Source organism: Rhodothermales bacterium (genome assembly GCA_039944855.1).
Classification (GTDB): domain Bacteria; phylum Bacteroidota; class Rhodothermia; order Rhodothermales; family JANQRZ01; genus JBBSMX01.
Window position 1 is genome coordinate 172,488 of the sequence record JBDUXZ010000020.1, and the last position, 23,409, is coordinate 195,896.

Below are 23,409 nucleotides of genomic sequence, written 5' to 3' on the forward strand. Positions count from 1 at the left end.
CAAACACCAACACTCATACCTCCATGTCTCGCAGTCCTGCCCACATGCGTTCCTACCCCGTTACGGGCCTCCTAGTACTGATCCTGTTTATGAGCGGGTGCGTCACCACCAAAATCCAGTCCCAGCGTGACGCCTCCTTCTCTGAAGAGATTCAGCGCGTCTATGTGTACTCCAGCGTACGCATGGATGAGGAGGAGTTGGCGGAGGCCTTTTCTCAAGCCATTGAATCAAAATTTGGCATGCGAGGTGTCGCTGTCATGGGACGGGTGAAGGACCCCTTGGCATTGGAAACCGATGACATGATCACGGAGGACGTCATTGCCTTCGCTCCCACAGTCGTCCTCGTGCTCACCCAGACCGAAGCCTCCACGGTCCGCACGACTCAAGGGGCTGGTATGGGGTTCACGCAATCCGAAGCGGCGGTGTACGATGCGAGCCTTTACCACCCGGAGACGAAGAAGCGGGTGTGGCGAGCAATGATCTCGACCAGCCGGGATTCTTTCATGACATCGCAGGATGCAGCAGCCGAGAAGATTGCCGAGAAGATCGTCAACAAGCTTATCGAAGATGGGCTGCTTGGCTAACCACGATGCCGAGAACGGAGACGTAGTGGCACCGTCCTAACAGATCGCCCCAAATAAGGACGGTTCGCCGAAATCGATTAGCGGCGGTCCTTCTTCGGAGTGGCCGCCGCTTCTCGTGGTGGGGCGAAACCGCGCCCCCCCCCTTTACTTGTTGTAACGAACATTTGTCCCGGCCCCCTACCCCCTCCCCGATGGAACTCGGTCTCTATACCTTCGCTGAAGCGACGCCCGATGCCAGCGGCCACACCATCAGCCCGGCCCAGCGCCTCCGCAACCTCCTCGAAGAGATCGAACTCGCCGACGAGGTCGGCCTCGACGTGTTCGGCGTCGGCGAGCATCACCGGCCGGAGTACGTGGCCTCGGCGCCCGCCGTTGTGCTCGCCGCGGCGGCAGCGCGGACGAAACGGATCCGCCTCACGAGCGCGGTCTCCGTCCTCTCCTCCGCCGATCCCGTCCGCGTCTTCCAGGATTTCGCCACGCTCGACCTCCTCTCCGGCGGCCGCGCCGAGATCATGGCCGGCCGCGGCTCGTTCATCGAGTCGTTCCCCCTCTTCGGCTTCGACCTCGACGACTACGACACGCTCTTCGCCGAGAACCTCGACCTCCTCCTCGCGCTCCGCGACCGTGAGCGGGTGACGTGGTCGGGCACCCACCGCGCACCGATCCGTGACCGCGGCGTCTACCCTCGCCCCGTGCAGGACCCGTTGCCGGTATGGGTCGCCGTCGGCGGGACGCCGCAGTCGGTGGCGCGGGCGGCCGGGCTCGGCCTGCCGATGGCGCTCGCCTTTATCGGTGGCGACGCGGAGCGGTTCGCGCCGCTCTTCGCGTTCTACCGCGAAGCGGCGGAGCGGGCCGGGCACGACCCCGCGCAGTTGCCCGTGAGCATCAACTCCCACGGCTTCATCGCGGACACGTCGCAGCGCGCTGCCGACCTCGCGTTTCCCGCTTTCAAAGGGACGATGGACCGGCTCGGCCGCGAGCGCGGCTGGGCTCCGATGAGCCGCCCGCAGTTCGAGGCGTCGCGGTCGATGCGCGGCGCGAACGCGGTGGGGAGCCCGCAGGAGATCGTCGACAAGGTCCTCGCCCAGCACGAGATTTTCGAGCACGACCGCTACCTCCTGCAGATGACCGTCGGCTCGCTGCCGCACCGCGACGTGCTGCGCTCGATCGAGCTCTTCGGGACCGAGGTGGCGCCGGCCGTGCGGCGGGCGCTCCGCTCGGAGCCCGCGGCGAAGCCATCCACCGAGCCCGCCCGCTGAGCCTCGGCTGACGAGCGGTCGTGCGTTCCCGACGCCTAGCCCATCGCTCGGGGTCCAACGAAAAGCGGCGGCCCCGTTGGCGAGGGGCCGCCGCTGCTGCAAGGGATCACCCCCCGTCGCCGTCGCCGATGTTGAGTTCGACGTCCGGCCCGTCGGGCACGGCGGTGTCACCGCCTCGGAACGCGAAGAAATAGAGCGCGATCGCCGCGATGATGACGAGGACGACGATTGCTACCGTCGCGACGTTGCTGCTGCTGTTGTCTGCCATGAGCGTGCCTGTGTAGAGAGGGGAAGAGAAGGCCTTTGCGATGCCGTGCTACCGTGGCGTTGGCCGCGCAATCCCCGCATAACCACGGATGCAGCCTTTGGTTCTGTCCCGCTTCTATAGCGCCCAGCGCGGAGGGCTCCGCAGTCGTGGGTTAGCCGTCGCCAAACGGTTTGGACGGCTTCGCCTGCGGGACTCTCACACCAGCGAAGGGGCCTAGCCGAAGCTCCGGCGCAGATCGCGCCGCCCGCCGTGAGGCCCCGCATTGGGCGTTTTACCGGAGGAAGGAGGGGCATGGCCAAGGCGTCGGGTGCGAGGCATCATCTGATCCCAATGGGTGTCCGCCTGTATCTTCTTGTTTATCTTCCTGCTAATGACACGGATCGCCCGACACCGCTACCTGATCGGACTGGCTGCGCTCCTTGCCGTTGCGAGCGCTCACGCCCAATCGCCACAGCCGGCGCCGCCCACGGCCGAAGCTGCGAGTGCTCCTGCCCAGCCGTTGGAAACGGGGCTACTCGGAGCGGCTGTGTCGCCCCGTTTCGAGCGGCTGACGATTGAAGACGGCCTCTCGCAAGGCCTGATCGCCGACATTTTTCAGGACCGGCGTGGATTCCTGTGGTTCGCTACCGGCGAGGGGCTCAACCGATACGACGGCCACACCGTGAAGGTGTACGAGCCCGTCCCCTTCGACACCACCTCGCTGGCCGACGGCAACCTCAGCAGCGTCCACGAGGACCGCGCCGGGGCGCTCTGGGTGGCGACGCAGTATGGCGGCCTGGCTCGCCTCGACGCGGACGAGACGTTCACGCACTTCCGCCACGACCCGGCCGACCCCCACAGCCTCAGCCACGACCACACGACGGCGGTCTTCGTAGATCGTCGCGGCATACTCTGGGTGGGGACGGAAGCGGGGCTGAACCGGATGGAGCCCGACCGGCCGGGCCGCTTCACGCAGTTCCGCCACGACCCGACCGACCCGACGAGCCTGAGCCACGACGCCGTCCGCTCGCTCTCCGAGGACGCAACAGGCGCGCTCTGGGTGGCGACGGCCGACGGCCTGAACCGGCTCGACTCCGCCACCGATCGCTTCGCCCGCTACCTCCACGACCCCGATCGCCCCGGCGAGCCCGGCCGTGCCCTCCACCGTCAGTTCGTCGACGCCCGCGCACCGACGGTCCGCTGGATCGGCTCCGACAGCGGCCTCGTCCGCTTCGACGCCGCCGACGGGAGCGCGCGCCGCTACCTCCCGAACCCCCGTGGCGGGGCCGGTCAGAACGTCGTCGTCGATGTCAGCGCTGACCCGTGGGACCCGGGCGTACTCTGGGTACCGGTCCGCGACGTGGGCCTCGCCCGCTTCGACACGACCACGGAGACGTTCACGCTCTACCCCATCGACGCCAACAACCCCCACGGCCTCGTCGAGCACGCCGGCTCCACGGTCTACACCGACCGCTCGGGGACCGTCTGGGTCGGCTCGTCCGGAGGCGGGCTGAACCGGTTCGATCCGGCCGCTATCGGCGTAACTCACATCGGTGCGGCGACGGCCGAGGCGCCGGGGCTGGTAAACCCGAACGTGTGGGGGCTCGGTGTCACCCGCGACGACACCGTCTGGGCCGGCACGAGCGGCGGCGCCCTCCACCGGTTCGACCCGGCCGCCGGGACGGTCCGCGTGTGGGCGTCAGCCAACGGGAGGCTGGACCCAGACCGCCCTTCCGACGAGGCCAACGCCTTCGCCGAAGAGCCCGACGGCACGCTGTGGATTGGGACGATCCGCGGCCTCGACCGCTACGACCCCGCCACGGGCCGGTTCGCGCGTTACCGCCACGATCCCGCCGACTCCACCAGCCTCAGCGACGACAACGTGCTGGCCCTCCACCACGACCGCGACGGCACGCTCTGGGTCGGGACGATCCGCGGCCTCAACCGGTTCGACCGCGGCACCGGCACCTTCACGCGCTACCTCCCCGACCCCGGCGACGGCACTACCCTCGGCGACGACTGGGCGGCGGCCATCTTCGAAGACCGCGCCGGCATGTTGTGGGTGGGGACGCGGAGCACGGTGAGCCGCCTCGACCGCGCCACCGGGCGGTTCACGAACTTCCGCCACGACCGCGCCGATGCCACGACGCCGACGCACGGGCCGTTCGTGTGGCTGCACGAGCGGGAACGAGAGCCGGGCGTGCTCTGGGCCGCGAGCGCCGACGGCGGCGGCCTCGACCGGATCGACACCCGCACCGGCACCGTCGCCCACTTCACGACGACATCGAGCGAGATCCCCGACAACACCGTCTACGCCGTGCTCGAAGATGCCGAGGGACGGCTGTGGCTGAGCACGAACCGCGGCCTCGCCCGCTTCGACCCGGACGAGCCGAAGCCCGGCCACACCTTCCGCCGCTTCGGGCCCGAGAGCGGGCTACCGGGTCTGGAGTTCAACCAGCACGCCGCCGCACGCGGCCCCGACGGCCGCCTCTATTTCGGCGGCGTCGATGGCCTCGTCGCCTTCCACCCGGACGACCTCGTGGGGAATCCCATCCCGCCGCCCGTGGTCCTCACCGGTCTCCGCGTGGGGAACGAGCGCGTCCGCCCCGGCCCCGGCTCGGTTCTGTCGCGCCCTCTCTCCGAGACCCAGACCGTCACGCTCGCTCACGACCAGCGCAACGTCGCGTTCGAGTTCGCCGCGCTCCACTTCAAGGCCCCCGAGCGTAACCGTTACCGCTACCGCCTCGACGGTTTCGACAGCGGCTGGGTGGAGGCCGGGACGCGCCCTGCCGCAACGTACACGAACCTCCCGCCGGGCCGATACACCTTCCACGTCATCGCCTCGAACAGCGACGGCGTCTGGAACGAGGAGGGGGCCGCCCTCGCCCTCACCGTCGTCCCGCCGCCGTGGCAGACGTGGTGGGCGTACCTCGGCTACGGGCTCCTCGCGGTCGGGCTGCTGACGGGGGCGTATCGCGCGCGCCGCCGCCGCCACGAGCTGCGGCACCGGCTGGAGATCGAGCAGATCGAGGCCGAACAGCTCCGCGAACTCGACCGCGCCCGCAGCCGCTTCTTCGCGAACGTCAGCCACGAGTTCAGGACGCCGCTCACGCTCACCCTCGGCCCGCTCGACGACATCAAAGCCGGGCTCTACGGCCCGCTTGACGCGCCGCTCGCCCAGCAGGTCGACCTCGCCCGCCGCAACGCGGGCCGCGTGCTCGACCTCATCAACCAGATCCTCGACGTCGCCCGCCTCGAATCCGGTCGTACGCCGCTCCGCGCGCGTCCGCTCGACCTCGGTGCGTTCGTCGTGGCCGTTGCGCAACCGTTTCAGGCGCTGGCTGCGCGCAAAGCGATAACCTTCGAGGTGGATCGCCCAGCCACGCCGATTGAGGTCTTCGCCGACCCGCTGCAGCTCGAGAAGGCCGTGGCTAACCTGCTCTCGAATGCGCTCAAGTTCACGCCCGAAGGCGGGACCGTCCGCGTGACGGTCGCGGCCGAGGGCGGCATGGTGCACGTGGCCGTCCGCGACAGCGGTCCCGGCATCCCGGCGGCCGACGTGGCCCACGTCCTCGACCGGTTCTACCAGGTCAACGAGTCGAGGCAGACGCAGCTCGGCACGGGCATCGGGCTGGCCCTCGCGAAGGAGGTGGTGGACCTGCACGGCGGCACGCTCGCCGTGGAGAGCGAGGAGGGCTTCGGGAGCACCTTCACCATCACGCTCCCGATTGGACACGCCCACCTCGACCCCGAGCAACTCGTAGCGGACGAGCCGTGGTCGCCGGCGGAGACGCTCCAGGAAGGATCGGCGTTCTTGGCCGTCCCTGGGGGCGATGGGCTCGCGGGCGAGGACACGCCGGCCGCAGAGCCCCCGATCGATGACGACGTGACGACGGTGCTCGTGATCGAGGACCACGCGGAGGTGCGGGCCTACGTCCGTCGCCATCTCGCATCCGCCGCGGAGGGGAGCCCCGCCTACCGCGTCCTCGAAGCGGCCGACGGTGAGGCCGGGCTGGCCCTCGCGAAAGAGTGCCTGCCGGACCTCATCGTCTCCGACGTGATGATGCCGAAGCTCGACGGGCTCGCGCTCTGCCGCGCGCTCAAAGCCGACCCCGAGACGGATTTCATCCCCGTCATCCTCCTCACGGCAAAGGCGGCACCGGAGGACAAGCTCGAAGCGCTCGGCGAGCACTGCGACGACTACCTCACGAAGCCCTTCGACCCGGCCGAACTACGGGCACGGATCGCCAACCTGATCGCCGTACGGACGCGGCTTCGCGAGCGGTTCCGGCTGGAGGGAATCACGGGGGGCGACGACGCGCCTGTCCCGCTACGCCTTCCGGCCCCCCAAGAGATGACCTCGGCCGATGACGCCTTCTTGGAGCGCGTGCGCGAGGCCGTTGAGGCCCGCCTCGGCGACGAGGCGTTCTCCGTGTCGAGTCTCGCCGAGGAGGTGGGGGTGAGCCGGGGGCACCTCCACCGGCAGCTCAAAGCCCTCGCGGGCCAGACACCCACCGACCTGATCCGCACGGCGCGGCTGGAACGGGCGGCGCATCTGCTGGACGGCCGGGCGGGGTCCGTTAGCGAGATCGCGTACGCCGTTGGGTTCAAGAGCGTCGCCTACTTCTCGGACAGCTTCGTGCGCGCCTACGGCTGCCGACCGTCGAGCTACGCCGCTCGCGAGGGGATGACCGAGGACACGACGGGGTAGCGAGGTCGTCGGGAATGTGGGGGGGCTGCTCGTCATCGGGCAGGCGCACCGGCGGTGCGCATACGCTGAGGTCACCATCTCTTCCACTCACGTCGCATGTGACGAGAATAGAAGGGGAGGCGACGCGAGTGGAACGGTGATGTGAGCGCGGCGGGCTATTTAGTGAGCGCCGCCTCGGCTTTTCTGTCGGCGGCTTACGGACCCGGGTGCAACAGCCCCGGAGCTAAGACGGATCGCACGAGCACGGTAGCTGACGAGGGTCCCCCAGCTGCCGGCTGCAGGAGGCGAGGCGCGCTGTGGTGGTCGCGCCCCGCCCCTTGCAGCGATCCCTCTTGCACTCACGACCCTGCTCTCCCCACTCACGGAGACCGCCGCCATGGCCGCTTCGCCACCGCCCATCGCCCTGCAGATCCTCGTCGTTGACGACGACGCGGACATGCGGCTCTACCTCTCGGGCTGCCTCCACAACTGCGGGCTGGCGGCCCTCACCATCACGGAGGCCAGCAGCGGGCGGGAAGCGCTGCTCCTCGCCCACACAGCCGCCTTCGACCTCATCGTCAGTGACCTGGTGATGCCGGGGCTCGACGGGCTCGCACTCTGCCGCGCCCTCAAAGCCGACGCCGCGACCGCCGCCGTCCCGTTCCTCCTCGTCAGCGGTGAGACGCGCGCGCCACCGCCCTGCGCCGACGGCTTCCTCGTGAAGCCCTTCAACGCCGCCGGGCTCCGTGCCCACGTCGAGCGCCTGCTTGCCTAGCCCGCTCGTTCAGTCCTCCCACGTACACCAACCGCTACGATCATGAACCGCTTCTTCCTCCTCGCCGCGGCGCTCCTGCTCTTCGGCGCGCCTTTCGCGCAGGCCCAACGGGTCCCCGCGACTACGACCTCCGACGACGCCCGCGTTCACTACGTCCAGGGCCTCGACGCGCTCGCGAACGCCGACTTCGCCCGCGCTCGCACCCACCTCGACGCTGCCCTCGTGGCCGACCCGGCATTCGCTATCGCCCACATGTACCGCGCCGTCGCCGGGGCGGAGGGCCGTGAGGAGCACATGCGCCAGGCGACGACCCACGGCGCGCGTGCCTCGGAGGCCGAGCGCCAGATGATCGAGTCCTATGCCGCCCATCTCGACGGCGACCACGAGCGGGAGATCGCCCTCGTCAACACGCTCGCCGAGTCCTACCCGGCCGACCCGTACCCGCCCTTCCAGGTCGGCTTCGAGCTCTACGGGATGGAGCGCTACGACGAGGCGGTCGCGGCCTTCCAGCGAGCCATTGCCGCCGACCCGAACTTCGGCGGGGCCTTTAACGGGCTCGGCTACGCCGCGATGGAGGCCGGGGACGACGCCACCGCCGAGCAAGCCTTCCGCGACTACGTCCGCGTGGCACCCAACGAGGCGAACCCGTACGACTCCTACGGCGAGTTCCTGATGAACGCCGGCCGGCTCGACGAGGCCGAGGCGCAGTTCGAGATGGCGCTCACGAAAAACCCGGCGTTCGAGGTCAGCCGCACCAACCTCATGCGCACCGGCATCATGCGGGGGAACCGGGCCTTCGAGGCGGCGGTCGCCCGCGGCGATGCGAAGGGGGTGGCGAGCCTTTACACGGAAGGAGGCATCGCCTATCCGCCCGGCGCGCCGCCCGCCCAGGGGCGCGAGGCCATCGCCGAGCTGTTCGCCGGCTACGTCGCCAACGGCGTCGACGGCGTGACGCTTGAGACGAGTGAGGTGCGCGCGATGGGCGACTACGCCCACGAAATGGGCATCGGGCGGATCAGTGTCGGCGGCGAGAAAGGGGACCCGTTCAACTACAGCGTGCTCTGGATGAAGGACGGGGACGAGTGGCGGCTCCACCGTGACATCTGGAACTAGGAACGCCGAGCAGGAGGCCGGGGCAGCCCGACCTCCGCTCGCAATGCGATCTCATCCTCTGCTTCTCATACCAACCCATACCCTCATGAAACGCCTCCTCCTGCTTTCCCTCACGCTGCTTCTCACCACGGCGACCTTCGCACAGGCGCAGCGGATGCCGATCACCACGACCTCCGACGCCGCCCGCGTCCACTACGTCCAGGGCGAGCACGCCACGGGCAACGTCGACTTCGAGCGCGCCCGCGCGCACTTCGACGCCGCCCTCGCTGCCGACCCCGGCTTCGCGATGGCGCACGTCTACCGCGCCATCCTCTCCGGCGGCGACGAGCGCGACGAGCACGTGCGCCACGCGACGGCCCACGCCGCGCAGGCTTCGGAGGCCGAGCGCCAGATGATCGAGTCCTACGCGGCCAACCTCCGCGAGGACCACGACCGCGAAGCCACGCTCCTCACGACCATTGCGGAGCGCTTCCCGAGCGACCCGATGCCGATGTTCTGGTGGGCCAACACCGAGTCCAACCGGGGCAACCACGCCGAGGCCGTCGCCGCCGCCCGGCGCGCGCTCGCCGCCGATCCGTCATTCGCCCCGGCCTACAACCTCATCGGCTATGCCGAGGTCGCACGCGGCGACCTGGCCGCCGCCGAGCAAGCCTTCCGCGACTACATCCGCCTCGCGCCCGACGAGGCGAACCCCTACGACTCGTTCGGCGAGTTCTACCTCAACCAGGGCAAGCTCGACGAGGCGGAGAAGCAGTACGAGATGGCCCTCACGAAGGACCCGGAGTTCACGAATGCCCGCGCCATGCTCGTCCGCATCGCCGTCATGCAGGCGAGCGAGGACCACATCGCGGCCCTCAACCGCCAAGACACCGACGCCTTCGTGGACTTCTTCACCGCCAGCGCCGTGGAGTCGCCGTCCGACGGCTCGCAGGCGGTCGGGCGCGAGGCGATCCGTGAGAACGTCGCCAACTTCCTCGCCGCCGGCGAGGCGTCCGTTGAGCTCGTGCCTCAGGAAATCCAGCCGATGGGCGACGGCTACGCCTACCAACGCGCCGGTGTCACGATGCGCCTCGACGGAGCCGTCGTGCAGCAGGGCATCATCAGCCGCGTCTGGGTCGAGACGGACGACGGATGGAAGATCGCCCGTGACACGTGGACTTCGGCCCCGGTATCTGCCGGCACTCGCTGACCCAACCTGATCGTGGAGGCCGGGCCCCCTCGCCCCCCTCTCTTCTCACGCCAAGTAAACCCGAAACCCCATGAACCGCTTCCTCCTGTTCCTCTTCGTCCTCACTCTGGGTGCGTGTCAGACACCCGAGACGGAGACCGTCGAGCCGACGGCCGCACCCGTCACGAACGCCTCCGACCCTGCCGACGACCGCGCGGCACTCCAGGCGATGACCGCGACCTACCAGACCGCCATCCGTGCCGGGGACCACGCCGCGATTGCAGCGCTCCACGCCGACGACGCGGTGATCCAGCCCGCGAACAGCCCTGCCGAACGAGGCCGCGCGGCGCTCGACGCCTACTTCGAGGCCACCGACAGCGAGCCCGAAGACCTCACGTTCACGACCGACGACCTCGTGATCGCGGAGTCGGGTGACTTGGCCTACGAGGTCGGCACGACGACCGGGCCGGGCGTGGCAGGCAAGTACCTCACCGTCTTCCGCCGCACGCCCGCCGGCTGGCGCATCGTGGCCGACTCGTGGAGCGACGACACCCCGCCGGCCGGCGGCTCAGACGGCTAAACCCGGTAGGGCCAAGACACATCGCGTCCCTACGCATCGTCCCGACCAAACGAGGTTCCTCATGGCTACGTCCAAGAAAATGAACCGCCGCGCGATGCTCCACGCCAGCCTCGGCGTCGGTGTCGGCGTGCTCGGCGCGGGCTTCATGCCCGGCGCGCGACCCGCGGAAGGCTGCGAGACGCCTGCCCAGACCGAAGGCCCGTTCTTCCCCACGCGCCCACCCATCGACAACGACATCGACCTCACGACGATCCGGGGCCGGGCGGACCGCGCCGAGGGCGTCGTCATCGGCATCAGCGGGCAGGTCCTCGATGAGGGCCTCCAGCCCGTCCCCGGCGCGCTCGTGGACATCTGGCAGGCTAACCGTCACGGCCGCTACGCCCACGAGGCCGACCCCAACCCGGCCCCGCTCGACCCCGCCTTCCAGGGCTCGGCCCAGCTCCGCACCGACGCCGAGGGCCGCTACCGCTTTACGACCATCATCCCCGGCGCGTACCCCGCCGCCGAGGGCTGGATGCGCCCGCCGCACATCCACTTCAAGGTGGCGCGGCGTGGCTTCCACGAACTCATCACGCAGATGTACTTCGCGGGCGAGGCGCTCAACGACGCTGACCGGCTGCTCCAGGCCGTCCCCGAGCGCGAGCGGCTCGTCGTGACACTCATGGATGGAGAACCGCACGACGTGCCGGCCAAGACGGGCGTCTTCAACATCGTGCTCCAACGTGTCGCCTGAGCGCGGTACCGACAGTGCTCAGGCAGAGCGCCACCTTTCACTGACCATGTAAAGAGGTAAATCGAATGGCAACACTCATCGCCTTTCACGAAGTCGAGGACGGAGATCACTGGGTCAACGCCTGGCACGGTGGGGCCGGTAGCCGGCAGGAGATGTTCGGCCAGATCGGCGCGACGGCCCGCATCTTTCGGGACCCGGAGCACCCCCATGTGACGGGGGTCCTCCTCGAGGTGCCGGACATGGACCGGTTCCAAGCCTTCATGGCCACCGACGAGGTCGCGCAGGCCATGAAAGAAGACCGACTGAAGGTCGAGACCGTGCGGGTGCTGGCGGAGGTCGCGCCGTAGCGGACCGGAAATGCGGCTCGCGCTTCTCCCTGCACCGGCAATGCCACGCGCGAGCCGCTCGTGGCTTTCCAGGAGCCGGCCTGATTCGGCGAACCACCGGCGGAGCTCGGTCAGAGTATCGCCGCCCACCCATTTATCAGACGAAATACCATGAGCAAACCGGACTACTTCCACCTGCGACCGGACGTCGAAAAGGCCTACGGCTACGCGCACGCCGTGCGGATCGGCGATGATATCAAGGTCTCCGGCGCGGTCAGCATGGACGACGAGGGGAATCCGACCGCCGTCGGCGACCTGGAGCAGCAGATGCGGAACGTCTACGCCGATCTGCGCAAGGTTCTGGAGCACTACGGCTGCACGTTCGCCGACGTCGTCGTCGAGAACGTCTTCACGACGGACATGGCTCGGTTTCTCGAAGCAGCCTCGTACCGAGGCACGGTCTACACCGAGCAGTTCCCGACCGGAAGCTGGCTCGAGGTGAAAGGGCTCGCCCTGCCCGAATTCCTGATCGAGATCGAGATCGAGGCACACAAGTCCGGAGCGTGAGGCGCACGTGCGCCGCTACCACTCGCCTTCTCCCTTCCACCCACCCTCCCTTTCGCACACACCCCCCCAGAACCATGAACCAGACCATCGTCATCACCGGCTGCAGCTCCGGCTTCGGCTACGACCTCGCCCTAAAGCTCGCCCGCGGCGGCGACCGCGTCTATGCTACGATGCGGGCGCCCGACGGCAAGAACGCCGAGGCCGCCCACTCCCTCAGCGACCTCGCGGGCGCCGAGAACCTCGACCTCCGCATCCTCGACCTCGACGTGACCTCCGACGCCTCCGTGGACGCCGCCGCGGCGACCGTACACGACGAATCCGGCGCGGCCGACGTCGTCGTCAACAACGCCGGGCAGATGTTTGGCGGCTTCACCGAAGCGTTCACCTCCAGCGAACTCGCGCACCAGCTCGACGTCAACGTCGTCGGCGTGCACCGCGTCCACCGGGCCTTCCTGCCCGCGATGCGGAAGGCGGGGTCGGGCCTCGTCGTCAACATCAGCTCGACGGCCGGGCGCGCGGCAATTCCGTTCTTCGGGATCTACCACGCCTCGAAGTGGGGGCTCGAGGGCTACACGCAGGCCCTCCGTGGCGAGCTCGCTTCGTCGGGCGTAGACGTCGTGATCGTGGAGCCGGGGCCGTTCGAAACGGAGTTGTTCCCGAACCTCGTAGCGCCCGAGGACGCGGACGACCGCACGGCGACCTACCCGGCCGTCGTCCACGAGACGTTCGCGGGGATGGGCGAAGCCTTCCAGGGTTTCTTCACCGACCCCGACGTCCCGACCGACCCCGCAATCGTTGTGGACGCGATTGCCGATCTCATTGCGATGGCGCCGGGTACGCGCCCGCTCCGCACGTGCCTCGGCATGGACCTCGGCGTCCGCGAACGGAACGCCGTCCTTGACCCGCTCGACGCCGGATTGCTCGAATCGATGGGCATGGCCGAGTTCGCGACGCTGGCCGTCTCGGCACCCGGCACGAACGGTCAGGACGACGGCCGCGTCACGTTCGTCTTCGAGCAGTCTGCCACGGGGCCGCGCACCTTCGCCGGGACGTTCGAAGCGTCCGGTGCGATCTCGGACACGGGCCGCACGGAGGACACCCTAGACGTGTCCAGTGCAGAGGGGGCCAATCCGATGGTGGCGACGTTCCGCCGGACGGTCACGGGCGAGAAGGGAACCCTCGTCCTCATCGGCGACGCGACGGTAAACCTCGCCAACCCGGCCACCGCCGAGGTGACGGGGTCGTGGCGCGTCGAGAGCGGGACGGGCGCCTATGCCGGCCGGGCGGGCTCGGGTGAGGTCTCCGGCACGGCCGACTTCACGCTCGACCGGCCCCACGGGACCCTCCGCTACCTCGGCGACCTGGAGCCAGCCTGAATGAGATAGGATCTCTGGGAACCCGGTCCGGGATTCATCACCGGCGTGATCCTTTCGCCCGATGACGGCCCGGCGTATCTGACCGGTCTCGGCAACGCGTTGGTCCGACTGCCCCGCTGAGTCAGGGCGATGTGCTTCCTTTCACACACATCTGGCTGCGAGAGCCCCCGCAACCCGCGCGCCTGTGGGCAGTGAGGGACTCGAACCCCCGACCCCCTCGGTGTAAACGAGGTGCTCTAAACCAACTGAGCTAACCGCCCGGAAACGGGAGTGGCGAGCGACGCGATGGTCGCTCGCCACCTGGAGCGGGAAACGGGATTCGAACCCGCGACCCTCAGCTTGGGAAGCTGATGCTCTACCAACTGAGCTATTCCCGCCTGCGAAACGGGGGCAGCACCCCCGCGAAAGGACGACCAACTTAATCGCATTCTCTGCGAAAGTCAACCCGAGCGGCCCCCTCAGCTAGCACCTTGACCTATATTTCTACGCTCTGCCCGCCCCACTGCTACGGCTCTACGCCCGGCTCGTGCGGCGGCGTGTCCAACTTAGTCTTCTGCCTCGCCCAACGCTCGAAAGTTGTCATGAAAAGAACGTATCAGCCGAGCCGCCGCAAGCGCGCCAACAAGCACGGATACCGCGCACGGATGGCCACCAAGAACGGCCGCAAGCTCCTGGCCCGACGCCGCGCCAAAGGCCGCAAGCGCCTCACCATCAGCGACGCGAAGCCGGGCAAGTAGGCCCCGGCCCGCGCGCCCCGATGCCCGCCGACGACCACGCCCGCCGGAACACCCTCCCCCGCTCCCTCCGCCTCAAGCGGCAGCGCCTCATCCGCGCGCTCTTCGACCGCGACCAGAGCGAGGTTCGGTCGGTCCGTTCGGGCGGCCTCGTCGTACGCTACCGTCTCGCACCACACGACGATGTCGGGCAGCGCGTCCCGCTCCAAGCCGGTTTCACGACCGGCCGGCAGATCGGCTCGAAGCCGGTGCGCAACCGGATCAAGCGGGTGATGCGCGAGCATTTCCGCGTCCACCGGCACGCGCTGTCCGACCTCTTCGCGTCCCGGCCCAACACGCTGACGCTGATGTTTCTCTACCGCGGGAAACCGGACGGCGCGGCGGGCGCTATCGCGCGGGACCTCCCTGCGGCGCTCCGCAAAATCGAGGGTGCCTTCGCGCACGCCGATGCACCAGCGGAGTGAGGGCGCGTGAACTTTCCGGGCGAGCGGAACAGCCATTTTGAGGGGCCGTATCGCGCCCGATTCTCCAGAGGTTTTTCGATGCGCACCACGCGCACTTGTTAGCGAGGGATTTTGAATCAGGAACCAGGGCTCGACCGCAGCACCGTCATCGGGATCGTGCTTATCACGATGATCATGGGGGTGTGGCTCGTCTATTTCAGCCCCCAGCCTCCGGCCGAACCGCCGCAAGACGCTCCGGTCGCGACTGAATCACTGGAAGCGGAGGAGCCTGCAGTCATCGGCCCGCAACAGGCGCAGCGCTTCCCGCTCGATTCCTCGTTCGCCGCGGCGTCGCAGGGGAGCGAGGAACTGGTCACGGTCTCGAACGGGCTCTATCGCGCGCAGTTTTCGACGAAGGGCGCGACGCTGCAGTCGTACAAACTCGTCGACTACGACGTCGCCGGGGAGCAGAACGAGCCCGTCGAGATGGTGTCGTCGGAGAACGGCGCGCTCGCGCTCGCCTTCACCCCGCCGCAGGGGCAGTACGTCGATACCCGCTCGCTCTACTACGAGACGCCAGGCTTCGAGGGCGACTCGCTCGTTGTCAGCGAGGAACCGCGTGAGCTTGTGTTCGAAGTGGCCGTGCCCGGCGGCACGCTCCGGCAGGTCTACACGTTTACGCCCGATTCGTACGAGGTCGGGATGCGCGTCGAAGAGGTGGGCACCGACATCCTGACCAGTTCGGGCGGGTACGAAGTGGTATGGGACGGCGGCATCCCCTTCGCCGAGGCCGGCGGAAGCCAAGAAGCGGCAGCGTCCGGAGCCTACGCCCGGAGCGGCGGCGAAGTCGAGGCCATCGACCTGATGAAGGACGCGAGCGGCTCGCAGCGGCTCAACGGGAACGTGGACTGGGTCGCCGTCAAGGACAAGTATTTCATCGCCGTCATCCTCCCCGACGAAGCGACGGAAGGGGCTGAGATCGAAGGCGAACGGTTTGGCGAGGTCGGCGACGCGGAGTTCGCCGAGGACTTCGCGATCCGCCTCCTCATGCCGCCCCCGCGCGGCGAGGCCGACACGTATCGGTTCTACATCGGCCCGATGGAGTTCGACCGGATCGGGGCGTACGACGCCGGGCTCTACGACGTGGTGGACTACGGTTTCGGCTCGTTCATCACGCGGCCGATCGCGCAGTACATCATCTCGCCCTCGTTCCGTTTTCTCGGGTCGATCCTCCCGAACTACGGGCTCGTCATCATCCTCTTCGCCTTCGCCGTGAAGATGCTGCTCTACCCGCTCACGAAGGTGTCGTACAAGAACACGGCCCGGATGCGGGAGCTGCAGCCGAAGATGGACGTCATCAAGGAGAAGTACGCTGACGACCCGCAGAAGCAGCAGGAGGCGATGATGAAGATGTACCGTGAGACGGGCGTGAACCCGCTCGCGGGCTGCCTCCCGCTTCTGCTCCAGTACCCGATCATTATCGCGCTCTGGCGCTATTTCCAGAACTCGATCGTGATCCGGCAGGAGCAGTTCCTGTGGGCGCACGACCTCTCAGCGCCGGACCCCATCCTCAACCTCCCGTTCGAAATCCCGTTCTACGGCAATTTCGTTGCGGGCTTCACGCTCATCATGGGGCTCGCGATGATCGTGCAGATGAAGGTGGCGATGCCCGCTTCGACGAGTGGGGCGCAGGCGAAGATCATGATGTACTTCCTGCCTGGCATCCTGTTCGTCGTCTTCAACCGGCTCGCTTCAGGGCTCAGCCTCTATTACCTGACGTTCAACGTGCTCAGCATCGTCCAGCAGCGGATGATCAACAAGTCGGTGGAGTCGGGCGAGGACAACGTTGAAGCGGACAAGGGAAAGGGTAAGACGGGCCGGAACGGCCGCGCTCGGCAAAACGGACAGGCTTCCGGCAAGCGCTCCCGCCGCCCGAAAGGCACGAAGCCGTAGTCACTGACGCAGGCGCCACCGAACGCCGAACGTCTTCCCTCGCTGCGCGGTGGCCTCCCCTCTCACGATGCGCCCATGCCGCGCTCCGACAGCGAAACGATAGCCGCCATCGCCACGGCGCGGGGCCGCGCTGCGCTCGCGATTGTGCGTGTCTCCGGCCCTGAAGCGGTGCCCCTCGCCGACCGGCTCTTCGACGCGAAGGACCTCCGGGAGCAAGACAGCCACACGGCACACGTCGGGTTCTTCACGACGCCCGCAGGGGATCGGATCGACCAGGTCGTCGTGACGCTGTTCCTCGCTCCCCGCTCGGCGACGGGAGAGGACGTGGTGGAAGTGACTTGCCACGGTGGCGACGTGGCCCCGCAGCTCGTCCTCCAGTCGCTGCTCGATGCAGGTGCACGTCTCGCTCGCCCTGGCGAGTTCACCGAGCGCGCGTTCCTCAACGGAAAGCTCGATCTCGCGCAGGCCGAAGCTGTTGCCGACCTGATCCACGCGCAATCGTCGCTCGCGCACCGTGTCTCGCTCAACCACTTGCAGGGGCACTACTCCGCCGCCGTCGCCGACGTCCGACAGGAGCTGCTACAAACATGCGCGCTCGTCGAACTCGAACTCGACTTCGCTGAGGAAGACGTCGAGTTCGCCGACAAGGCGCGCTTGGTGGGCTTGCTCGACCGGACGGAAACGCTACTCACGCAGTTGCTCGGCTCATACCGATACGGAGCGCTCATCCGAGACGGCGTGCGTGTCGTGATCGGCGGCCGTCCGAACGCGGGTAAGTCCACGCTCCTCAACGTCCTCGTTGGACGCGACCGGGCGATTGTCAGCCCCGAGCCCGGCACCACGCGTGACGAGATCGAAGCGGAAGCGGAGTTGGGCGGTCTGACGTTCCGGTTCGTAGACACGGCCGGCCTCCGCGATGCCGCCGACCTCATCGAGGCGGAAGGGGTGCGCCGTGCCTATTCCGCCATCGACCACAGTGACGCCCTGCTCTACGTCGTCGACTCCACTCGAGGCCTCGACGATGAAGAGCGGGCCTGGCTCGAACGTTTCACCGTGAAACACGATGAGGCGAACACCCGCTCGTCTCGGCCGAGCCTGCCCGTATTGCTGGTCAATAACAAAGAGGATCTCGCCGGTACGGTCACTGCTCTATCTAGCCCGCTCCCGACGCTCTCGCTTTCGGCCGTGAACGCGGCGAGCGACCCCGCTCTGTTGCACCCTCTCCGTTCGTGGCTGGTCAACACCGTCACAGCCGACCTCACAACTCCCGAAGCCTCTCCGGTCGTCGTCAACCAGCGCCATCGCCAGCACCTGGCGCGCGCGCTTGATGCCGTGGAGAATGCGAAGTCGGTTTTGAACTCGGGGTTCGGTGGCGACACACTCGCGCTCGACCTCCGCGCTGCCTTGGTCGAGTTGGGATCCATCACCGGGGAGATCACGAACGAGGACGTGCTGGGCACCATTTTCTCTCAGTTCTGTATTGGGAAGTGAGTTCTCGTTTCACGGTGAAACACGCCGTAGTCCTCTTTTTTAAAGTTAGGAAATTCATCTCCAATACGTCTTTAACGCTGCAACGTTATGGCTGAAATTGATTCGTATGACGTGATCGTGGTGGGCGGTGGACATGCGGGAGCGGAAGCTGCGCACGCTGCCGGCCGAATGGGGGCCCGGACGTTGCTCATTACGATGAGCATCGAAGCGCTCGGGCGCATGTCGTGTAATCCCGCCATCGGAGGGATCGGGAAAGGGCAGATCGTCCGTGAGATCGATGCGCTCGGCGGACTTATGGGACGCGTCACCGATCGTACGGGCATCCAGTTCCGGATGCTGAACCGGAGCAAAGGACCCGCGGTTTGGAGCCCGCGCGCTCAGAGTGACCGCACGGCCTACTCTCTCGCCGTCCGCGAGGAGTTGGAGTCTACCCCTGCGTTGCGCTTTCGTCAGGATATGGTGACCGATGTCCTCGTCGACGACGGACGCGTGACGGGCGTCAGAACGCAGACGGGGCAGACCTTCCATGCTCGCTCAGTCATTCTCACAAGCGGCACGTTTCTCAATGGGACTATCCACATCGGTGAACGACAGCATGGGGGGGGGCGTGCAGGGGAGCGCGCCGCTACGGGTATCAGTGCGAGCCTCGAACGACTCGGTTTCGAAGTCGGCCGTTTAAAAACGGGGACACCACCACGAGTCGACGGCCGCACGATCGACTACACCGGGCTCAGTGAGCAAAAAGGGGACGATGAACTCGTCCCCTTTTCCTACATGACGGATCGCCTCCCGGCAGAACAGCGGTCTTGCTGGCTGACCTACACGAACCCGAAGGTCCATGAACTCCTTCGCACGGGGTTCGACCAGAGTCCCATGTTCGCCGGTCGCATTCAGGGACAGGGCCCCCGATACTGCCCGTCGATCGAAGACAAAATTGACCGCTTCGCTGACAAGGACCAGCACCAACTCTTCCTAGAGCCTGAGGGGTTGAACACGTACGAGATTTACGTCAACGGTTTTTCTACTTCATTGCCGGAAGAGGTCCAGCTAGCTGCGCTTCGCCAGGTCGCAGGGATGGAGCGCGTCCATATGCTTCGGCCGGGATACGCGATCGAGTACGACTATTTCCCGCCGCATCAACTCCGCTATAGCCTCGAAACGAAGCGAGTCGAAGGGTTGTTCTTTGCAGGACAGATCAACGGAACCACGGGGTACGAGGAAGCGGCAGCGCAGGGGCTGCTCGCCGGCATCAACGCCGTTCAGCGACTGCGAGAGGCCGAGCCGATTGTGTTGCAGCGCTCTCAAGCCTACATCGGCGTGCTCGTCGATGACCTGGTCGCGAAAGGCACCGATGAACCATACCGGATGTTTACTTCGCGCGCTGAACACCGCCTGCTTCTCCGCCAGGACAATGCTGATCAACGGTTGACTCCGCTCGGCTACGAGCTTGGTCTTGCTTCGGCGTCACGGAGGGATCGACTCCAGCGCAAGCAGCAGGCTCTCGACGCTACCCTCGAAAACCTTCAAGCCACTACCGTGGCACCGCACGATGTGAACGGCTACCTGGAACACGTAGGCACGACTCCCATCGCCGAGCCCGTGCGTCTCGCGCGGCTCGTAACCCGGCCCCAGGTGCAACTTGATGCGTTGCTCCGCGCTACGGGCCACGAGACACTCGCCCCCCCCTTCGAAAGCGCCGACTCCCTCCTCCATAGCGCCGAGACGATTTTGAAGTATGCAGGATACCTTGACCGAGAATTAGAGATGGTAGAGAAGATGCACCGAATGGAATCGTGGCGCCTTCCCTCGGATGCCATCTACGATGCCATTGACAGCATCACCCTCGAAGCACGAGAGAAGCTGAAGCGCATCCGCCCCGACACCCTCGGTCAGGCCTCACGCATCAGCGGCGTCAGTCCTGCTGACATCTCTGCGCTGATGATCTTACTCAAGAGTGGCCGACTACCCTCTCCCCCCAATTCCGTTTCACGTGAAACGCCCCGCGCGACTCCTTCGAAATGAGTTCATCACCTCCATTCATTACGGCCGACCAACGGCGACAACTCGAGCATCTCTCTTCTCTGGCGCAATCGCTGAACTCGAAAATCAATCTCTACTCAGCCGCGAGTGCTCGAGCCTTTTGGGGTCGGCACATCGAGCACAGCCTCACACTTGCCACTAAGTCATTCCCCCCGCAGGCCCGGGTTGTTGACTGGGGGACAGGAGGCGGAATGCCCGGATTGCCGCTAGCCATCCTTTTCCCTCAGACCAAATTTGTGCTCGTCGACGCTGTGCGCAAGAAGATCCAAGCTGTCGAGACCATGGCACGGCGCCTAAGCCTCCAAAATGTCGAGACGTGGCACGGACGAGCAGAAGCGTGGGAGGGAAGCGCGACCCATAGTGTTTCACGTGCAACAGCGCCGCTGATAACGTTGTGGGAGTGGCACGAACGTGTTGCGACCGAGCACGCTGTCGGAAGCCTACACGTGTGGCGACCCGGATTGATCTGTTTAAAAGGTGGAGACTTACATCAGGAGATCGCCGACCTGACGAAGGTCCACGAAGGAGTAGAGATCGTTACGACGCCACTGGCGGACACAAGGGCTCGGGACGACTTCGAGGAGAAGGTCATCGTAGAGGTTTATAGACACTAGCGAGGAGCAAACCGTAAAGGATGAGTACCCTGTCAACGTAGATGAACCCCTACAAACAGGACAAACGACTGATTGTAGATGCTTCTACTTTCAGATCCGCTTACCTCTCGATTTAGCACGTTACCAAGCCCCCGATTGTATCGGACTCCAACGAGACCTTCCGTTCCAGCGAGGGAGCCTGTAATATCACTCCCTAATGTGAACCCGTACTCCGGCGATCCAAACTGATCAGATTCCTGAGACCCTTGAAGCCCATCGATCACGATGCGCTCTGACAACTCGAAGCTGATCGTCGGACCCAAATAGAAGGACAGAGACGCTTGCGATGTGAATGAGAGGGTGTACTTGATGAGAACGGGCACATCGAGGTAAGTCAGTTCCAAGCGTGCGGAAACGAGATCTCCATCGCCAGGCTCGTCGGCAATGGCGACAGCGGCACGCTCCGTGGTGAAGCCCTTCTGCGCATAAAGGAGCTCGGGCTGCACCGAAAGGCTGTGACGAAGCGGGATCGTACCGAACAGGCCAGCGGCGAAACCTACGCGAGACCCGAAATCGTCTTCAGCACGAATGTCGCCACCGATGTTAGCTACGCTCAGGCCGATACGAAACCCTACCACATCCTGAGCCTCACTGACCGAGGTGAATGCTAAGAACGCGAAGCAGAACGTCAGGAAGCGGCAAATCATAGGAGAACGGGAGGCGTGCGCTTTGCGTCATCGCCAGGGAGGAAGAGGCGAGTCGCAGACGTGGCTATGTGAGAAAACAGAGCGTGAATGGTGGATGCGCGCTTGGATAGCACAAGGGTACTGGAGAAGGCCGAAACGAGTAAGTCAAAAAAACGCACCTGACTGCGTCGCCGACGGCACACACGGCTAGCAAAATGACCGGGGGTAGCGTCTCTAAGGGGAGAAACGCTGTAGGGGATTGACCGACACCGGGAGAGGGGAGCAGAGGGCGAGGCCCAAGATGCGGAGGGACTATGTTGTTTTCATAGTGGTTTCTGCCTTTCCCACCTTGCCTTGCCGACCATGCTACGGCCTCACATCTCCCTTGAGTGCCTCAACGTCGGGGTGCAAAAACTCATTACTGAGTGGCCGCGACCCGGCTCACCGTCGGAACGGCAACGATTCGCGCAGTTGCAGGAGGCGTTCCCGAAACAGTTCCAAGAGGTCTTCCCCGATCCACACAGGGCACGGACCGTCGTCGTCATCCCAAGCCTCTCGTTGCCGCCGGAGGAGTTGAAAAAGATATCTGGGGTGAATCATTACGAAGAGCGAATGCTCTTCACGCTCATGCTGCTCCGCATGCCGCGGACGCGGCTGATCTTCATCACGAGCGAGCCCATCGCCCCCGGCATCATCGACTATTACCTCCAGCTTCTCCCCGGCGTGCCGAGCGTGCATGCGCAAGAACGACTCACCTTCTGGGCATGCCACGACGCATCGCCGATTCCGCTCGCGCAAAAAGTGCTCGACCGGCCCCGCCTGATTCAGCGGATCCGTCACGGTATCGTAGACCCCAGCGCGGCACACCTCACCTGCTTCAACGCAACGGAGAGGGAGCGAACGCTCGCTGTCCGGCTCGGCATCCCGCTATACGCCTGCGACCCCGACCTCCATCACCTCGGAACGAAGAGTGGGAGCCGCGAGGTTTTTCGGGAAGCGGGGATCCCCTTCCCCGACGGGTTCGAAAACCTCCGAGACCTAGCCGATGTGACAGACGCACTGACGGAATTGAAACGCCGGCACCCTGCACTCCGACGCGCGGTGGTAAAGCTGGACGAAGGGTTCAGCGGCGAGGGCAATGCCGTCTTCACGTACGGCGACGATGCGCCAGAGGGGGCCGCGCTCCACGCGTGGGTACAGGATCGGCTCCCAGAACGGCTTCGTTTCGAGGCCGCCAGCGAAACGATAGAACGATACGGGAGCGCCTTCGAGGAGATGGGCGGCGTCGTGGAGCTATTCGTAGAGGGTGCCGTGAAAGCCTCCCCTTCGGCGCAGTGCCGCGTGGACCCGCTGCACAAACCCGTCGTGATCTCGACGCACGACCAGGTTCTCGGCGGGCCGACGGGACAGGTTTTCCTCGGCTGCACCTTCCCCGCTGCCGAACCCTACAGGATGGAGGTTCAACACTATGGGTGCCGCGTTGCAGAAATTCTAGCGCGCCGAGGGGCCTTAGGACGCTTCAGTGTGGACTTTGTCTCTGTCGAGAGCCAAGAGGGATGGGACCATTACGCTATCGAGATCAATCTCCGCAAGGGAGGGACAACGCATCCCTACCTCATGTTGGAGTTTCTCACGGACGGGCACTACGATGCGGACACCGGGTGCTTCCTCACCCTCGACGATCAACCCCGTTACTACTACGCCTCCGACAACCTCGTGAGTGAGCGCTACCGTGGGTTGATCCCGCGCGACCTCGTCGAGATCGCGGTCTACCATGGCCTCCACTTCCACGGGGCGATGCAACAGGGCGTCGTGTTCCACCTCATCGGCGCGCTCTCGGAGTTCGGGAAGCTCGGCGTGCTGTGCATCGGCGACAGCCCGGAGACGGCCCGGCGGTACTACGACGACACGGTCCGCGTGCTCGACCTGGAGACGAGCGGGAACGCCCCGCCGTAATGGAAGGGATTCCCCGGCACAGGGCCGACGCGGAGGGACGATACTTTCCGTGCCCGTAGGGGATGCAGCACGCCCCACTTTCCCACCCGACTCTT

The 23,409-nt window shown here is 66.1% G+C and carries 19 protein-coding genes and 2 tRNA genes; 17 read left to right on the top strand and 4 right to left on the bottom strand.

Going from position 1 to position 23,409, the window contains the following annotated elements; translation table 11 throughout:
• The first annotated feature begins 44 nt into the window (after nucleotides 1–44).
• Together ABJF88_09825 and ABJF88_09830 are read left to right on the top strand one after the other, a co-directional pair.
• Nucleotides 45–584 (top strand): hypothetical protein, encoded by a 540-nt coding sequence (locus ABJF88_09825; GenBank protein ID MEP0547218.1) that lies wholly within the window; start codon nucleotides 45–47, stop codon nucleotides 582–584.
• 191 nt (nucleotides 585–775) lie between these two features.
• Nucleotides 776–1,843: an LLM class flavin-dependent oxidoreductase gene (locus ABJF88_09830; protein MEP0547219.1), complete on the top strand. Its 1,068-nt coding sequence runs from the start codon at nucleotides 776–778 to the stop codon at nucleotides 1,841–1,843.
• Between the two features lie 106 nt (nucleotides 1,844–1,949).
• Here the strand turns inward: ABJF88_09830 and ABJF88_09835 are convergent, their stop codons facing one another.
• On the bottom strand, nucleotides 1,950–2,111 hold the full coding sequence (locus ABJF88_09835) for a hypothetical protein (protein MEP0547220.1): 162 nt from the start codon (nucleotides 2,109–2,111) through the stop codon (nucleotides 1,950–1,952).
• 526 nt (nucleotides 2,112–2,637) lie between these two features.
• Here ABJF88_09835 and ABJF88_09840 point away from each other — a divergent pair.
• The 9 genes from ABJF88_09840 (at nucleotide 2,638) to ABJF88_09880 (ending at nucleotide 13,418) form a co-directional block, all read left to right on the top strand.
• Entirely contained in the window at nucleotides 2,638–6,801 is a 4,164-nt protein-coding gene (locus ABJF88_09840; protein ID MEP0547221.1) for a two-component regulator propeller domain-containing protein, read from the top strand.
• A gap of 376 nt (nucleotides 6,802–7,177) precedes the next feature.
• Nucleotides 7,178–7,555, top strand: a complete 378-nt coding sequence (locus ABJF88_09845; GenBank protein MEP0547222.1) for a response regulator — start codon at nucleotides 7,178–7,180, stop codon at nucleotides 7,553–7,555.
• Nucleotides 7,556–7,597: 42 nt separating this feature from the next.
• Entirely contained in the window at nucleotides 7,598–8,668 is a 1,071-nt protein-coding gene (locus ABJF88_09850; protein ID MEP0547223.1) for a tetratricopeptide repeat protein, read from the top strand.
• A gap of 85 nt (nucleotides 8,669–8,753) precedes the next feature.
• Nucleotides 8,754–9,857: a tetratricopeptide repeat protein gene (locus tag ABJF88_09855; GenBank protein MEP0547224.1), complete on the top strand. Its 1,104-nt coding sequence runs from the start codon at nucleotides 8,754–8,756 to the stop codon at nucleotides 9,855–9,857.
• Nucleotides 9,858–9,927: 70 nt separating this feature from the next.
• Nucleotides 9,928–10,416: a DUF4440 domain-containing protein gene (locus ABJF88_09860; protein MEP0547225.1), complete on the top strand. Its 489-nt coding sequence runs from the start codon at nucleotides 9,928–9,930 to the stop codon at nucleotides 10,414–10,416.
• A gap of 61 nt (nucleotides 10,417–10,477) precedes the next feature.
• Nucleotides 10,478–11,149, top strand: a complete 672-nt coding sequence (locus ABJF88_09865; GenBank protein ID MEP0547226.1) for a protocatechuate 3,4-dioxygenase — start codon at nucleotides 10,478–10,480, stop codon at nucleotides 11,147–11,149.
• A 65-nt stretch (nucleotides 11,150–11,214) separates the two neighbouring features.
• The gene (locus ABJF88_09870) at nucleotides 11,215–11,496 is read left to right on the top strand and encodes a hypothetical protein (protein ID MEP0547227.1); all 282 of its coding nucleotides are present in this window, start codon (nucleotides 11,215–11,217) and stop codon (nucleotides 11,494–11,496) included.
• 150 nt (nucleotides 11,497–11,646) lie between these two features.
• On the top strand, nucleotides 11,647–12,042 hold the full coding sequence (locus tag ABJF88_09875; GenBank protein ID MEP0547228.1) for a Rid family hydrolase: 396 nt from the start codon (nucleotides 11,647–11,649) through the stop codon (nucleotides 12,040–12,042).
• Nucleotides 12,043–12,116: 74 nt separating this feature from the next.
• On the top strand, nucleotides 12,117–13,418 hold the full coding sequence (locus ABJF88_09880; GenBank protein MEP0547229.1) for an SDR family NAD(P)-dependent oxidoreductase: 1,302 nt from the start codon (nucleotides 12,117–12,119) through the stop codon (nucleotides 13,416–13,418).
• Between the two features lie 185 nt (nucleotides 13,419–13,603).
• Here ABJF88_09880 and ABJF88_09885 read toward each other — a convergent pair.
• Both ABJF88_09885 and ABJF88_09890 read right to left on the bottom strand, forming a co-directional pair.
• Nucleotides 13,604–13,678 (bottom strand) — tRNA-Val (locus ABJF88_09885).
• A gap of 41 nt (nucleotides 13,679–13,719) precedes the next feature.
• Nucleotides 13,720–13,795 (bottom strand) — tRNA-Gly (locus ABJF88_09890).
• A 204-nt stretch (nucleotides 13,796–13,999) separates the two neighbouring features.
• Here ABJF88_09890 and rpmH point away from each other — a divergent pair.
• From rpmH to mnmG, 5 genes are all read left to right on the top strand, one after another.
• The gene (gene rpmH / locus ABJF88_09895) at nucleotides 14,000–14,155 is read left to right on the top strand and encodes a 50S ribosomal protein L34 (protein MEP0547230.1); all 156 of its coding nucleotides are present in this window, start codon (nucleotides 14,000–14,002) and stop codon (nucleotides 14,153–14,155) included.
• Nucleotides 14,156–14,175: 20 nt separating this feature from the next.
• On the top strand, nucleotides 14,176–14,616 hold the full coding sequence (locus ABJF88_09900) for a ribonuclease P protein component (protein ID MEP0547231.1): 441 nt from the start codon (nucleotides 14,176–14,178) through the stop codon (nucleotides 14,614–14,616).
• Between the two features lie 111 nt (nucleotides 14,617–14,727).
• Nucleotides 14,728–16,548 (top strand): membrane protein insertase YidC, encoded by a 1,821-nt coding sequence (gene yidC, locus ABJF88_09905; GenBank protein ID MEP0547232.1) that lies wholly within the window; start codon nucleotides 14,728–14,730, stop codon nucleotides 16,546–16,548.
• 75 nt (nucleotides 16,549–16,623) lie between these two features.
• Complete coding sequence (gene mnmE / locus ABJF88_09910) at nucleotides 16,624–18,039, top strand: tRNA uridine-5-carboxymethylaminomethyl(34) synthesis GTPase MnmE (protein ID MEP0547233.1); 1,416 nt, start codon at nucleotides 16,624–16,626, stop codon at nucleotides 18,037–18,039.
• Between the two features lie 87 nt (nucleotides 18,040–18,126).
• Nucleotides 18,127–20,061 (top strand): tRNA uridine-5-carboxymethylaminomethyl(34) synthesis enzyme MnmG, encoded by a 1,935-nt coding sequence (gene mnmG, locus ABJF88_09915; protein MEP0547234.1) that lies wholly within the window; start codon nucleotides 18,127–18,129, stop codon nucleotides 20,059–20,061.
• 664 nt (nucleotides 20,062–20,725) lie between these two features.
• Here the strand turns inward: mnmG and ABJF88_09920 are convergent.
• Nucleotides 20,726–21,379 carry a porin family protein gene (locus tag ABJF88_09920; GenBank protein ID MEP0547235.1) on the bottom strand — a complete coding sequence of 218 codons (654 nt, stop codon included), beginning with the start codon at nucleotides 21,377–21,379 and terminating at the stop codon, nucleotides 20,726–20,728.
• Between the two features lie 342 nt (nucleotides 21,380–21,721).
• Between ABJF88_09920 and ABJF88_09925 the strand changes: the two genes are divergently transcribed.
• Nucleotides 21,722–23,314: a peptide ligase PGM1-related protein gene (locus ABJF88_09925; protein ID MEP0547236.1), complete on the top strand. Its 1,593-nt coding sequence runs from the start codon at nucleotides 21,722–21,724 to the stop codon at nucleotides 23,312–23,314.
• The last annotated feature ends 95 nt before the right edge of the window (nucleotides 23,315–23,409 follow it).

What these genes read in the sequence shown, in the direction of transcription:
- ABJF88_09860 (MEP0547225.1), top strand. Translation starts at nt 9,928, where the DNA reads ATGAACCGCTTCCTCCTGTTCCTCTTCGTCCTCACTCTGGGTGCGTGT.
- ABJF88_09870 (MEP0547227.1), top strand. Translation starts at nt 11,215, where the DNA reads ATGGCAACACTCATCGCCTTTCACGAAGTCGAGGACGGAGATCACTGG.
- ABJF88_09825 (MEP0547218.1), top strand. Translation starts at nt 45, where the DNA reads ATGCGTTCCTACCCCGTTACGGGCCTCCTAGTACTGATCCTGTTTATG.
- ABJF88_09830 (MEP0547219.1), top strand. Translation starts at nt 776, where the DNA reads ATGGAACTCGGTCTCTATACCTTCGCTGAAGCGACGCCCGATGCCAGC.
- ABJF88_09880 (MEP0547229.1), top strand. Translation starts at nt 12,117, where the DNA reads ATGAACCAGACCATCGTCATCACCGGCTGCAGCTCCGGCTTCGGCTAC.
- ABJF88_09875 (MEP0547228.1), top strand. Translation starts at nt 11,647, where the DNA reads ATGAGCAAACCGGACTACTTCCACCTGCGACCGGACGTCGAAAAGGCC.
- ABJF88_09835 (MEP0547220.1), bottom strand. Translation starts at nt 2,111, where the DNA reads ATGGCAGACAACAGCAGCAGCAACGTCGCGACGGTAGCAATCGTCGTC.
- ABJF88_09900 (MEP0547231.1), top strand. Translation starts at nt 14,176, where the DNA reads ATGCCCGCCGACGACCACGCCCGCCGGAACACCCTCCCCCGCTCCCTC.
- ABJF88_09850 (MEP0547223.1), top strand. Translation starts at nt 7,598, where the DNA reads ATGAACCGCTTCTTCCTCCTCGCCGCGGCGCTCCTGCTCTTCGGCGCG.
- ABJF88_09845 (MEP0547222.1), top strand. Translation starts at nt 7,178, where the DNA reads ATGGCCGCTTCGCCACCGCCCATCGCCCTGCAGATCCTCGTCGTTGAC.
- rpmH (MEP0547230.1), top strand. Translation starts at nt 14,000, where the DNA reads ATGAAAAGAACGTATCAGCCGAGCCGCCGCAAGCGCGCCAACAAGCAC.
- mnmG (MEP0547234.1), top strand. Translation starts at nt 18,127, where the DNA reads ATGGCTGAAATTGATTCGTATGACGTGATCGTGGTGGGCGGTGGACAT.
- ABJF88_09925 (MEP0547236.1), top strand. Translation starts at nt 21,722, where the DNA reads ATGCTACGGCCTCACATCTCCCTTGAGTGCCTCAACGTCGGGGTGCAA.
- ABJF88_09855 (MEP0547224.1), top strand. Translation starts at nt 8,754, where the DNA reads ATGAAACGCCTCCTCCTGCTTTCCCTCACGCTGCTTCTCACCACGGCG.
- ABJF88_09865 (MEP0547226.1), top strand. Translation starts at nt 10,478, where the DNA reads ATGGCTACGTCCAAGAAAATGAACCGCCGCGCGATGCTCCACGCCAGC.
- mnmE (MEP0547233.1), top strand. Translation starts at nt 16,624, where the DNA reads ATGCCGCGCTCCGACAGCGAAACGATAGCCGCCATCGCCACGGCGCGG.
- ABJF88_09920 (MEP0547235.1), bottom strand. Translation starts at nt 21,379, where the DNA reads ATGATTTGCCGCTTCCTGACGTTCTGCTTCGCGTTCTTAGCATTCACC.